General features: G+C 56.0%; 11 protein-coding genes. 3 read left to right on the top strand and 8 right to left on the bottom strand.

The features are described from left to right. Nucleotides 1-114: 114 nt before the first annotated feature. Entirely contained in the window at nt 115-507 is a 393-nt protein-coding gene (gene rpoZ / locus WKI41_RS05100) for a DNA-directed RNA polymerase subunit omega (RefSeq protein ID WP_340192438.1), read from the bottom strand. A gap of 281 nt (nt 508-788) precedes the next feature. Between rpoZ and WKI41_RS05095 the strand changes: the two genes are divergently transcribed. Beyond that, on the top strand, nt 789-1,364 hold the full coding sequence (locus WKI41_RS05095; protein ID WP_340192437.1) for an NYN domain-containing protein: 576 nt from the start codon (nt 789-791) through the stop codon (nt 1,362-1,364). Between the two features lie 172 nt (nt 1,365-1,536). Then, nucleotides 1,537-3,030 (top strand): methyl-accepting chemotaxis protein, encoded by a 1,494-nt coding sequence (locus tag WKI41_RS05090; RefSeq protein WP_340192436.1) that lies wholly within the window; start codon nt 1,537-1,539, stop codon nt 3,028-3,030. Between the two features lie 135 nt (nt 3,031-3,165). Here the strand turns inward: WKI41_RS05090 and WKI41_RS05085 are convergent, their stop codons facing one another. The 5 genes from WKI41_RS05085 to dapA form a co-directional block, all read right to left on the bottom strand. Next, nucleotides 3,166-3,861 carry an FkbM family methyltransferase gene (locus tag WKI41_RS05085; protein WP_340192967.1) on the bottom strand — a complete coding sequence of 232 codons (696 nt, stop codon included), beginning with the start codon at nt 3,859-3,861 and terminating at the stop codon, nt 3,166-3,168. 74 nt (nt 3,862-3,935) lie between these two features. Beyond that, entirely contained in the window at nt 3,936-5,870 is a 1,935-nt protein-coding gene (locus tag WKI41_RS05080; protein ID WP_340192435.1) for a putative bifunctional diguanylate cyclase/phosphodiesterase, read from the bottom strand. Between the two features lie 9 nt (nt 5,871-5,879). After that, a complete protein-coding gene (locus tag WKI41_RS05075; RefSeq protein WP_340192434.1) occupies nt 5,880-6,386 on the bottom strand; it encodes a molybdopterin-dependent oxidoreductase in 507 nt (168 codons plus the stop codon). 466 nt (nt 6,387-6,852) lie between these two features. Then, a complete protein-coding gene (gene smpB / locus WKI41_RS05070; protein ID WP_062425680.1) occupies nt 6,853-7,332 on the bottom strand; it encodes an SsrA-binding protein SmpB in 480 nt (159 codons plus the stop codon). Between the two features lie 140 nt (nt 7,333-7,472). Continuing rightward, a complete protein-coding gene (dapA, locus tag WKI41_RS05065; RefSeq protein WP_340192433.1) occupies nt 7,473-8,357 on the bottom strand; it encodes a 4-hydroxy-tetrahydrodipicolinate synthase in 885 nt (294 codons plus the stop codon). Between the two features lie 399 nt (nt 8,358-8,756). On the opposite strand from dapA, the gene WKI41_RS05060 reads away from it, so the two are divergent. Beyond that, the gene (locus WKI41_RS05060; protein ID WP_340192432.1) at nt 8,757-10,832 is read left to right on the top strand and encodes a lytic transglycosylase domain-containing protein; all 2,076 of its coding nucleotides are present in this window, start codon (nt 8,757-8,759) and stop codon (nt 10,830-10,832) included. Between the two features lie 275 nt (nt 10,833-11,107). Here WKI41_RS05060 and WKI41_RS05055 read toward each other — a convergent pair whose 3' ends face one another. Then, nucleotides 11,108-12,169 carry a porin gene (locus tag WKI41_RS05055; protein WP_340192431.1) on the bottom strand — a complete coding sequence of 354 codons (1,062 nt, stop codon included), beginning with the start codon at nt 12,167-12,169 and terminating at the stop codon, nt 11,108-11,110. A gap of 266 nt (nt 12,170-12,435) precedes the next feature. After that, a partial coding sequence (locus WKI41_RS05050) for a porin (protein WP_340192430.1) occupies nt 12,436-13,427 on the bottom strand: 992 nt, incomplete at its 5' end.

Genomic DNA, 13,427 nt, shown 5'->3' with positions numbered 1-13,427 from the left:
AATTGACGGGGACAGCCCCGCCGGATTGGCGCACGATGATACATAATCCAGGATAAGATTATGACGACAATGATTTACAGAGCGTAACCGGTTTGATCCGGCACCGCGCCCGATCTAGTAGTCGTCGTTCTTTTCTGGCGGCACAAGGCCTTCGATGCCGGCCAAAAGCTCTTCTTCCGACATCTGGTCGAAAGTGACGGTTTCCGGCGCATCGTCGTCTTCGTTTTCGCTTGTCGCGTTCGCGGCAATCGTAACCGGATCGGGTTCTGGCTCATCCACTTCCACATGCTTCTGCAGCGAGTGAATCAGATCTTCCTTCAGGTCGTCTGGCGAGAGGGTCTCATCGGCAATCTCGCGCAGAGCAACGACGGGGTTCTTGTCGTTGTCGCGATCAACCGTGATCTGAGAGCCTTGGGAAATCTGGCGCGCGCGGTGGCTTGCCAGGAGAACGAGCTCGAAGCGGTTGTCTACTTTGTCAATGCAATCTTCTACTGTGACACGGGCCATTGCCTGTCCTTTGCGGGTCTTGATGTCGCTGATTAATGGTCCCGATATAGACATTGTCCGCGAATTTCAAGTTTTTCCTCATTTCGCGTGGTTTGTCTCCTACGGGACGCAACCACCCACACCTTTCACTAGTTAGTGCAAATTGTAGCCATGGGTCTGGACTGCGAGGCAAACGAGCTTATATGAAAGCTTAATAATGTATCACAGACCAAGATGTTAGCTGGTATCCGATACTCTTATTATATTCGCGGCTGGGAGCCGCTTTGGAGGACCCCCTTTTTATGTTCGACCCACGTGAGAAAATTGCGCTCTTTATTGATGGGGCAAACCTCTACGCTGCATCGAAAAGCCTTGGTTTCGATATCGATTACCGCAAGCTGCTGAAGGCATTTCAGAAGCGTGGCTACCTGCTGCGCGCCTATTATTATACTGCCCTTATTGAAGATCAGGAATACTCCTCTATCCGTCCGTTGATCGATTGGCTCGATTACAATGGCTACAAGGTGGTGACCAAACCTGCCAAGGAATTTACCGACGCCATGGGCCGCCGCAAAATCAAGGGCAACATGGATATTGAACTTGCCGTCGACGCCATGGAGCAGTCGGAAACAGTCGATCACCTGGTTCTATTCTCCGGCGACGGTGATTTCACGACTCTGGTAGATGCGCTGCAGCGCAAGGGTCGCAAGGTGTCTGTGATTTCAACCATGTCGACGCAACCACCGATGATTGCCGACGATCTCCGTCGCCAGGCCGATCATTTTATCGACCTTCTGTCTCTCAAAGCGGAGATTGGACGTGATCCCAGCGAGCGCGCTTCTCGCGCACCAGTCGAGACCGCTGAAGCGGTAGACTAAAATCTCTCGCCTTCCCGCAGGCGCTGAGGATTGACCCTGGCGCCTGAGGTAACCCTACTAAAGGTTGATTTATGATTTTAGCAAATATTTAAGCATGGTTGTGTTTTTCTATCCCTGTTGATTTTTTTAGTGCGGTTGGGGAACACGCACGAACAGTAGGGGCTGTTTTACTATGACGGGGCTGCACAATAATTCTCAGTTGACCGAGCGACTTGATTTCCTCGGTCTCGATACGGAGCAGAGGCAAGATCTCGCCGCTCTCAAAACAACCATTACCGGCACGCTCAGCAGCTCGCTCGATGCATTCTACAAGAAGGCGAGAGCGGTCCCCGAGACAGCGAAATTCTTCTCAAGCGAAGCCCATATCCAGCACGCCAAAGGCATGCAGGTCAGCCACTGGACGCGAATTGCAACCGGTGTTTTCGACGCGGATTACACCAAGGCGGTGAGTGCCATTGGCCGCACCCATGCACGATTGGGGCTTGAGCCACGCTGGTATATCGGCGGCTACGCGCTGGTGCTGGAAGGCATCATCAAGGCGATCGTCGAATCCGAACTGAAGGGCTTTCTGGTCGAAAAAAAAGGCAAGAAGGTTGCCAAGGGCATTAGTGCCACGGTCAAGGCAGCGATGCTGGACATGGATTACTCGATCTCCGTCTATCTCGACGTGCTTGCCGACGAGCGTGCGAAGGTCGAGGCAGAACAGAAGCGCATGAAGGAAGAACAGGACCATGTTCTGGCGCTTCTCAACAGCGCGCTTGACCGGATGGCACAAGGTGATCTCACCTCGCGTATCGACGGCCCCATACCTGCAGAATTCACCGGCCTCAAGGAGAACTTCAACGCAGCGATCAGCCGCCTATCTGGTGCGTTTTCCGAGATCGTCGAAGAATCCCACAAGATTGCAAACAACACGCGAGAACTGACATCCTCGACCGACGATATGGCACGCCGCACAGAGCAGCAGGCCGCCTCGCTGGAAGAGACGGCAGCTGCAATCGACCAGATCACCACCATCTCCAAACAGTCGGCATCCAGAACGGAAGAAGCCCAAGCAATCGTCAAAAGTTCGGCTGAAGAAGCGGCCCGATCCCGTCACATCGTCAGCGAAGCCGTCGAGGCCATGAGCGCGATCGAGGGTTCGTCGCAGAAGATTACACAGATCATCAGCGTCATTGACGAAATTTCCTTCCAGACAAACCTTCTGGCGTTGAATGCCGGCGTTGAGGCAGCCCGTGCCGGCGAGGCTGGTAAGGGCTTTGCGGTCGTGGCACAGGAAGTGCGCGAGCTTGCGCAGCGCTCGGCGTCCGCTGCCAAGGAAATTCGCACGCTGATCGACAAGTCCTCGCAAGACGTCGCCCAGGGCGTCTCCCTCGTCAACCGCACCGGCGAAGCGCTGAATTCGATTGGCGGCAAGGTGGACGATATCCACGAGCATATCGGCGCGATCACCCAAGCAGTGCGCGAACAGGCCGTTGGTATCCAGGAAATCAATATGGCGATCAACAGCATGGATCAGCTGACCCAGCAGAATGCCGCGATGGTGGAAGAGACCAACGCTTCCACGCACGGCTTGAGCGACATCAGCAGCAATCTGGCAGCACTGATTTCACGCTTCCAGGTGGAAAAGTCGATGACCTATCAGCAGCACTATCGCGCAGCCTAGAGACCCGTTGCGTCTTTTTAGACGCACAAAGGACGCCTGTCTTCTTCGAATTTACGCATCCGGTATTACGAAAATCGGATCCGATTTCGCACCGATGCTGTTGCGAAAAGATGAAAGGGCCAGATGGCCCTCTCGTCAATCCACCTCCGGATCATATTCACGCGGCCCATCGTCCTTGGAAAAGAGGACGCAGGGGCCGCGAGATCCTCTCGGATCATAGGCAAATCCTTTTTCAGCCAGCGCCTGGGTGATGTCGCGAACGCCCGAAAGGCCATAGAGATGATCGTGGAGTTCGACGAAAATTCGCTCCACGCCGTCAAGTCTAGCATCGCGCAACAAATCACGCTCAGCACCTTCGATGTCCATCACCATCACGTTGATGTCGTGAAGGTGGATAAAGTTATCGATGTTCTCCGAGCCAATCTCGATACGGCTTTCATACGGCCCTTGCTGCTCGTCCATGGATGACATCCATAGATCGCGCCGGACATAAAAGACATGCTTGTCCGGCTTTCCTGCCGTCAGAAGCCCTTGAGCAAAACGCACATTGCTTGCGCCGTTGGCGGCAAGAATGCGTTCGGCAAGACGTGCGGTCGATGGATTTGCCTCGAACGCAAAAACCGAAACGTCGGGAATACGCGCGATGACCGAGGTGATGACGCCAATGCCGGAGCCAAGCTCCAGCACCCGGTCCCCAGCCTTGACTGCCCGTGTTACGCTACGGGCTTCTTTCGCTTCGTAGCTGCCATCCCTCAGCGCCTGCCAGATGATTGGCGAGACCTCGTCTGATGCCAATTGCAGGAGGACGCCATGTATCTCAAACGCTTCCATGTCGCGTCCTTTCATATTCTTTCCCGCGGAAAGTTAATCTTGTTCAATTGGAGTGGCGTGATGCTTTAAGACCTTCACGCATAAACGCCGTAAGCGGTAAGTTCGCTTGCAGGGACCGGTTTACCGATGAGATAGCCTTGGATCTGGTCGCAGCCCAGGTCTCGCATGTGTGCGAATTGTTCTTCCGTCTCCACACCTTCGGCAATCATCGTCATACGCAGTTTGCGGCCAAGTCCAACAACGAACTCGACGATTGCCAACGCATCCTGATTATCGGCGATATCGGAGAGGAAGGACTGGTCGATCTTGAGTTTATCGAAGGGAACGCGACGCAGATTGCCGAGGGACGAATAACCCGTACCGAAATCGTCCATCGCCATGCTGATGCCAACTGCCTTCAGGTTATCAAGAATGGCAAGCGTCTGGTCGCTGTTGCCCAAAAGCACGGACTCGGTGATTTCCAGTTCAAGACGCGCGGGATTGAGATTGCTCTTCTCCAAGGCGTCGACGACGTTTTGAATGAGGTTGCTGCTGTGAAGCTGCACGGGCGAAAGATTGATGGCTATCTTGATGTCAGGCTTCCACCGTGCAGCCTCCTTGCAGGCCGTTTCCATCACCCATTTCCCAAGCACGTTTATGAAGCCGGTTCTCTCCGCGACAGGAATGAACTCCGCCGGAGGGACGCGTCCGCGCACTGGGTGCGTCCAGCGCAATAGCGCTTCAAATCCGCAAATGCTGCGCGTCTCGGTCGATACTTGCGGCTGGTAGAAGACGTCCATTTCGTTGTTTTGGAGAGCGGCTTGCAGATCCGCTTCGAAGGATCGCTTTTCTGCCAACTGGCTTTGCATATAGGGCCGGTACACACTGAGGCTGCCCGCCCCTGCCCGCTTGGCTTCGTAGAGCGCAAGGTCTGCATGTTTCAGCAACTCGTCGGCATGAGACTGTCTATGGGAGATGGCGATACCGACGCAGGTACCAATTTTGATCTCCATGTCGTCGATGTAATATGGGCTGGCAATCCGTTCGACCAGACAACGGGCGAGATCCAGTGCCCTGTCCTCATCGAGATTGTCGGCAACGAGTGCGAACTCGTCACCGCCCAGTCGACAGATCAATTCCTGGTTTTTTCTGATCGGTAGAATGCGTGCCGCCACCGCCTGAAGAAGACTATCGCCGACATCGTGACCGAGCGTGTCGTTGATCTCCTTGAAGCCGTCGAGATCGAGGAGCAGTAGCGCCACCTTGTCGAGGCCAGAGGGTGGATCTAGCCTCCGCACGAGTTCACGTCGAAACAGGGCGCGGTTCGGAAGGTTGGTGAGAGCGTCATGATAGGCATCATACTCGAGGCGAAGATTATTTGACTGCAACTCTAACGTTGCAGTCTGTAATTCTTGCGTCAAAAGTGTGAGTTTCATCTGGGCGCGGTCCAGCAACTGATTGTGCCGCAGTAGGAGAAAGATCAGCGCCATCCCGCACAGAATCAGACCTCCAGCAAGTCCCGTATAGATAATGTGGAGCTTGCGAACCTCCGCGTGAGCAGCGTCGATGATCTCGACATCGTTGGCAACGGATGCCGCGGCCACAGATGTCAGCTGCGGAACAAGCCCGCTGATCGTTGGAAGCAGCGCTTTTGCCTCCGCAGGGCTTAAGTTGTCCAGCCTGTTATCGACATCGTCGAGGACTTGATTGACGTCGCCAATGACCCGGCGCATGTCCGGCTTGGCATCAATAAAAGTGGCAAGGCTCCCTTCCTTGAGGGAGCTCATTCTACCGAGGACGATGTCGAGGCGAAGACGCACTTCGTCCTTATCGACACCCTCGATACCAAGAGCATATTCCGCAAGGAGACTTTGGAAACGGACATATTCGCCCACGGTCTGGCTCACAGCCCATGAGTCGTTATAGCGAGCGAATTTCTGGAGCGCGTTCTGCCGCTCAGCTATCACATAAGCGATATAGCCGGTGGCGAGTATGAAGCAGCAAACAACGACTGCCAGCGCCTTTCGCAAATTTCACCTTTATTCAACTATGAGTTTGGCCACTTGCCAAGCGGAGCGCGTGTAGTAGGTCTGCGATTGAAGCTCTGGAATGCTATCATAGGGATATATGATGAAGAGCGGCCCTTTGTCCCTGACCTGCATATATTCCCCGTCGCGCTTCATGGCAAGAATGACATTGTACTGGGTAAAATCCTTCACAGGAATCGAGCTGACGTAATCGTTCAGCGCCACAGCCTTCACGGTCTCCCCTTTGGCGCCCACAAAGTCCAAAAGCTTCGCCATGGGCACCCCTTCGAAACGAACGCGCGTTTCGTACCACGGCGTCTGGGTTTCGATGGTCACCAATCCCATCTTTTCCAGCATGTCACGATCGAACTGCGCCGTACCGTTGACGTTGGTGTTGGCGATGTTGCCGGAGATGGTGAGGATGGGCTTGCCCTTGGGCGCAGGAAGGCTTTGCGAATATGCAGCACCCGTGGAAACACAGAGGAGCAGAAGGCAGAATGTGAAGCGAATGATAGTCATGGGAGCACGCCCTTCGAGCCAGCTTGACGGAGGAGAGACCGCTCCACAACCTCCGCCTTAAGGTTATCCTAAATTAGAATGTATTGAACTATCGTCGCGCAGTTTCGATCCATGGAGACGAGACGAAGCTTCAATGGGTCTTATGATACGTGCCTTCACATTACTTAAACACCAGGAAAAGAATCATCCTATGCGAGAGCCCGAAAGGCGCTCTCTCCTAGCGTTTCTTTTTCCGATGGTAACAATGAATTTTGTCAGCCGCGTTTAAACTTTCGGCGATAGATAATGATCTGTTAACAATTTGATACTGAGCAATTCCGTTTCCGCTTCGTCGGCGGCACCACGATCTACGGCATGGACACGAAAATCGTAATCGATTCTGCAAAAGCGCGATGCGTAGATCCCATCAGCTAGAGCGCCCCTTGTGCGTCCAACAAGACGCGTGGCACTTTAGCGGCTTGCCTCATCAACCGCCGGTTTTCAGCAACCTGGACTTTTGACGATTCCAGTCCCGTTCCCTCTCCGTCTCACGCTTGTCGTGAAGCTTTTTACCCTTTGCCAGAGCCAGTTCAAGTTTCGCGCGTCCCTTGTCGTTGAAGTAAATCTTCAACGGCACCAACGTCATGCCGTCGCGATTGATGCCTGCGCGCAGACGGTTAATCTCACGCTTGTTGAGCAGCAACTTGCGGCGACGGCGAGGCTCGTGATTGAAGCGGTTTGCCTGAAGATACTCGGGAAGATGTGAGTTGATCAGCCAGATTTCGTCGCCCTCGTCGGACGCGTAGGATTCAGCGATATTAGCTTTGCCCTCACGCAGCGATTTTACCTCGGTGCCAGTCAGCACAAGCCCGGCCTCATAGGTGTCGAGTATTTCGTAATTGAAGCGCGCCTTGCGGTTTTCCGCGACGACCTTGTTCACGATGCGCTGGCTGCCTTTGGGGGCCATGTGTCCTGATCCAATTCTCTGCCCGCACACCGAATGGTGTGCGACTTTCGGCGCTTATGTAATCAAAGCAGTGCCGAAAGTGAAGATGCGCGGCTTGCGCGCATCTGTCTTATCATATCGGTGCACGCGCTTTGCCGCGTTTAGCTCGTCAGGCCCGCATGTTTAAGCGCCGCATCGATTGCCGCTTCTGTCGCGGGCTCCAGCGTGTCCATCAGTGGCGAGCGGACCTTTCGGCTGCCGTTGCGCGTGCGCGAGACCGCATATTTGGTGCCGCAAACGCCGGGCTCCATGAAGATGGCCTTGTGGAGCGGCATCAGGCGGTCCTGGTAATCAAGCGCGAGCGCGTAATCGCCAGCGGCCATCGCCGCCTGGAATTCGGCACATAGGCGCGGCGCCACGTTCGCCGTGACCGAGATACAGCCGACACCACCGTGCGCGTTGAAACCAAGCGCCGTGCCATCTTCTCCAGACAACTGCACGAACTCCTTACCGCAGTGAATGCGCTGCTCGGAAACGCGATCAAGCTTACCAGTGGCATCTTTCACGCCAACGATGTTCTTGTGCGCCTTGACGAGTGCGCCCATCGTCTCAGGCATCATATCAATGACCGAGCGCGGGGGGATATTGTAGATGATGATGGGAAGATCGACCGCTTCCGCAACAGCCGAAAAGTGAGCGAAAAGTCCCTTTTGCGTCGGCTTGTTGTAATAGGGGGTGACGACCAGAAGCGCATCCGCCCCGACTTCCTGAGCGTGCAGTGCAAGCTCGATCGCCTCACTGGTGTTGTTGGAGCCAGCACCGGCAATCACTGGGACCCGCTTGCCCGCGACCTCGACGCACAGCTCGACCACACGTTTATGCTCGTCGTGCGACAGGGTCGGCGACTCCCCCGTGGTGCCGACGGGCACAAGGCCGCTGCTGCCTTCGGCAATCTGCCATTCCACATGGGCGGCGAAAGCCGTTTCGTCCACAGCGCCCTCGGCGGTAAACGGCGTAATCAGGGCGGGAATAGATCCCTTGAACATGCAAAACTCCTTGCGGTGAGCCAGTTCATGCTTCAGCCGCATTCCGTGGTTAAAACGGTGTCACATTAGTTGGGAGCCAGTCGCCCCACAAGCTTTAACCGCGGCTTTTGTCCAGGAAACGTAAATAGTTTCACGGTCGAGACTGGTGGTCGGCTCCATGACAAAAGCGACGGGTTTGGAGCGCTTTGTCAGCGCAATGTTACCGAAATTTGATCGAATGGAAGTCATTCGCTTTAAGGTTTCGTTAAGGCTACGAGCAGCTAATGGATGCAAGGGCGGTTGTCTGTGGAGCTTCACATACAGGGCTACGTGACACACGGGATGTCGCCAAGGTGCAACCTCTTGTCTTTTGCGATGAGGTTGTAGTCGGGTTCGATACTGTCGGCTGGTGAGTAAGGGATGAAGAGAACAGCAGTTTTTGGCCTGATGGCAGCGGGGATCGTCGCGACCGTGTGGAGCGCTTGGGCTGGACCAGCCTCAGAGGGCGTTGTTCCCCTGCCCTTCGCGCGCCCCAACACGCCCGCCGTTCCGGCTTTTCTGCCCGCCTCACCGGAGGTAACGGGCTCGATCATCCGCCCGGCAAACCCGCTTGACGTATCACAGCTTAAAGCAGGCCTCGACGCGCTTTCCAACAGAGATGCCAGTGGAGCGATCGCTATCCGCAACAGTCTCCCCGCGACCAGCCTCGACCGTCACATCCTGACATGGGCAATTGCCATATCGGGGCAGAGAGGTGTTTCCTCGGCGGAGATTGCCGCGGCTCAACGGGAGCTGGAAGGCTGGCCAGGCCTCTCGACTCTGAGGGCAAACTCAGAGCGGGCGATGCTGCGAGAAAATCCATCTGCTGCACAGGTGCTTGCAGCATTTGGCTCTTCCAGACCGGAAACACCCGAGGGCACCATCGCGTTGGCGCATGCCCTCGCCTCATCTGGCAACGCTGCTCGCGCCCAGCAACTCATTCGTCAGCTGTGGGTAAGCGAGGGTATGGACACCGATTTAGAAGATCGGGTGATCGCCGAGTTCGGAAACGTTCTGTCGTCGGCCGATCATAAGGCCCGGATGGACTACTTGATGTATCGCAGCCGTGTCAGTCAGGCCAAACGCTTTGGCGATCTTGGCAAAGCGCAATCGCTCTACAAGGCCTGGGCTGCGGTTCTTCAACGCGCCAACAATGCCCCGGCCCTATTGAATGCTGTCGAAGCCTCCTGGCGGAACGACCCGGTTTATCTCTTTGCCCAAATCGAAAATCTTCGTCATCAGCAGAAATATGAGGATGCTGCCAAGCTTCTTGCACGCGCCCCAAAGGACAGCGGCAAGCTCGTCAATCCTGGAGAATGGTGGAACGAGCGCCGGATTATTGCTCGCGGACTTGCCGATCTTGGTGACTTCCAGGGCGCCTATCGCGTCGTGGCGAACCATGCAGCAACCGCGCCCGTCGATGTTGCGGATGCGGAGTTTCACGCCGGCTGGTACGCTCTGTGTGCAATGCACGACCCGGCGCTCGCCGCGCGGCATTTCAATGCGCTGCTCACGGCCTCAAACCGGCCTCTTTCCGCCTCGCGTGCTTATTATTGGCTAGGGCGCGCTGCAGAGGCTGGTGGCCCGGGCCAGGCGCGCGACTATTTCTCCAAAGCCGCGGCTCATCCAGGCACATTTTATGGTCAGCTCGCTGCCGCGCGCATCGGCGTTACGACCCTCAACGTGACCTACCCGTCTCCGAGCGCTGCAGACCGCGATCGCTTCGCTGGACGCGAAGCAGTGCGTGCCATCGAACGATTGGAAGCGGCTGGCTACAGCTGGCGTGCGGATGGGATTTATCGCGCGCTTGCGGACCAGATCGACAGCCCCGGTGAGTTGGCGATTCTCGCGTCGCGCGCCGAGCGTAACAACAACCACCAGGTCTCGCTGCAGATCGGCAAAACGGCCTTCAGCCGCGGCATTGATGCCGCGGCCCTTGCCTACCCCATCGGCGTCATTCCCGTGAGCGCCAATATATCCGGGTCCGGCAAGGCGCTGGCCTATGCCATCGCCAGGCAGGAGAGCGCCTTCAACCCCGCAGCCGTCTCGCCAGCGAATGCCCGCGGTCTGCTTCAACTTCTCCCTGGAACAGCCAAAGGTGTCGCCAGCCGTCACGGCATGGCCTATACTCAAGCCAAGCTCACCACGGACGCGGGATATAACGCAACTCTTGGCGCTCACTATCTCGGAGAGCAGATCGACAGCTTCGGCGGTTCCTACATCCTCACCTTCATCGCCTATAATGCCGGGCCGAAGCGTGTACCGGAATGGATCGCTCGCTACGGAGATCCGCGTGGCAAGCCTATCGATGAAGTCGTCGACTGGATCGAGCGCATTCCCTTCCCGGAGACGCGCAATTACGTGCAGAGGGTGATGGAAAACTATCAGGTCTACAAGACCCGCCTCGGCCAACAAGCCGACATCGTCAACGACTTGCGCAACGGCCGAGCAGGTTGAGGGCAAAGGATCCCGCATCCGCCAATCATCGAATAACGCGATCGCTGGCTTACGTAAGGAATGAAGCGCGCCGCTACTGTTAGTCTGTTACGTGCTCGAGCTTCAGGTTCTGGCACCTGCCAAGTTGCGGCACTCATAACGGACCTTCTGCATGGTGACCAAGAACAGCGGCCCATTCTAGTTGGACGCCGGCCATTGATGGCCAGCCATTCAACCCTCTCAAAACAAAAAGCCCGGCAACGAGGCCGGGCTTTGTCATAGCGTCAAACTTGCGATTAGAAGTCGCGCTGCAGGCGAACGAAGCCGGTCCAGAATTCCGGACGATTTTCTTCGTCGTAGTAGTTTGCCGTTACCTTGGTGGTGAAGCCTTCGACGACCTTGTAATCAACCGTCAGACCAGCAGTCCAGGCGTCATTGTTGGACCAGCCGGTGTTGACGATGTCGAATGCTGCATCTTTCGTCGCCACGTTGCCGAGCCACTGAACGCCTGGCGTAATGGTCAGCTTGTCGGTGACCTTGTACGCGTATTCTGCGACGACTGCCCACTCGGACAGCGCGTAGTAGGCATTGACGCCAGAAGCGTAGACGCCAGCGAAGCTAAAGGCGCCAGGGCCGACATCGAAAGCACCGATCAAGCGGACAGCACCGTCTTCACGATCAGTGTCGTAACCGCCGATGAGCGACAGGCTGCCTCCGCCGAATTTGCCAGCAAGGCTTCCAGCGATACCGACATTGTTGTCGACCGTGGTGTCACCAACAAAAGTGATGCCTTCTAGTTCGTCGACTGAGATACCTGCAGTGAATGCGCCGGCGTCGTAAGAGTAGCGAATGGAGTTGAAGAGCGTGTTGGAAGACAGCAGGTCCGTCTCGCCGGAGAGATCGTCATCCCACCAGCTGTAGAACTTGCCGACCTTCAGACCGCCGAGTTCGATGAAAGCCTGATCGACAAAGAGGGCGGAACCGGTGTCGGCGGTGTTCGTAGCGGAGGCAGCAGCGGAGCCGCTGTCGGCGTTACCACGGAAGCCGATGAAGCCGCGCAAAGCGCCAAGTTCGGTGTCCGAACGAACGTCCATTTCGAACTGCGCGCGTGTGAAGCTGTCCCAATCGGACGTACCAGACTCATTACGCCCAAAATCTGTCTCGAAGCGGATGTAACCGCCGAACTTCAGGCAGGTCTCTGTGCCTGGAATGTAAAAGAAACCAGCGCCGAACGCGTCGCACACTCGGACATATTCGAGCGGCTCAGGCTCAGCAGCGACGATAGCGTCGGCAGCATGTGCGCTGGACACGGTTACGAGTGCAGCGGCGGCACCAAACAAAAAGTTCTTGATGTGCATATCGATCTCCAAGCCAATCAGGAGAAGCAGCGGACAAATCGCAAACATGCGTTGCTTCTTAAGTTCGATTAGACGCAAAGACGCACCGCAGCGCAACAAGCATCAAGTAATTCGGGAACCTTACGATCTCCTTCTTTTGTGACTGTGGCGTAAGCACAACAAATTGTGATCGGCGCTGGAACTTTTCGAATCAGCCATCTGAAAAAGAGAAACGAAAAAACCCGGCTCGAGAGCCGGGTTTCCATTATTGACAAAGTCAGGTTAGATTAGAACGAACGCTGAAGGCGGACGAAACCAGTCCACTGCTTCGGGTTGTTGTCGATGTCGACGTAGTTCGCTGCAATCTTCGTGGTCAGGCCTTCGGTGATCTTGTAGTCAACCGTCAGACCGCCCTTCCAGCCGTCGTTGTTAGTGAAGGTGTCCTGCGTCAGGAGGCCGTAGTTGCCGTAGTACTGGACGCCAGGGGTAACCGTCAGGCGATCGGTTGCCTTGTAAGCGTATTCAGCAGCAACTGCCCACTCAGATGTTGCATAGTAAGCGTTTGCGCCGGAGGCCCAGACACCAGCGAGACCGAGCGTGCCAGGACCAACGTCAGCCGTTGCGATGATGCGAGCAGCACCGTTGCTACGGTCTACGTCGTAGCCACCGATGACGTCGATCGCCGCGCCGCCGAACTTGCCACCGATGTTGCCGGAGAAGCCAACGTTGTTAGGCTGGTCGCCAGTTACGGTGTAGGTTACGCCTTCCAGTTCGTCGACCGACAGACCGGCGTGGAACGTGCCAGCGTCGTAGGTGTAACGAATGGAGTTGAACAGCGTGTTGGAAGAAAGATCGTCCGTTTCGCCGGAGAGACCATCGTCCCACCAGTTGTAGAACTTACCGACCTTCAGGCCGCCCAGTTCGATGAACGCCTGCTCAACGAATACAGCGTCCGTAGCAACGGTTGTGCCAGCGTTGTCAGTGTTGCCCTGGAGGCCGATGTAGCCACGCAGAACGCCGAGCTCGGTGTCGGATCGTGCGTCAATGTTGAACTGAGCGCGAGAGAAAGCATCCCAGTCAGACGTACGGCCGTTCTGGCCAAGAGCTGCGTTAGTACCCGTACCACGGTTGACGTCAACCTGGAAACGAACGAAGCCGTCGAACTTCAGGCAGGTTTCGGAACCAGGAATGTAGAAGAAGCCAGCGCCGAAAGCGTCGCAAACGCGAACGTATTCCAGGGGCTCAGGCTCAGCAGCGACGATAGCGTCAGCGGCCTTTG

Source organism: Agrobacterium larrymoorei, assembly GCF_037722385.1.
Taxonomy (GTDB): Bacteria; Pseudomonadota; Alphaproteobacteria; order Rhizobiales; family Rhizobiaceae; genus Agrobacterium; species Agrobacterium larrymoorei_C.
The sequence above is the reverse complement of the archived record's forward strand: the minus strand, read 5'-3'. Positions and strand labels throughout refer to the sequence as shown.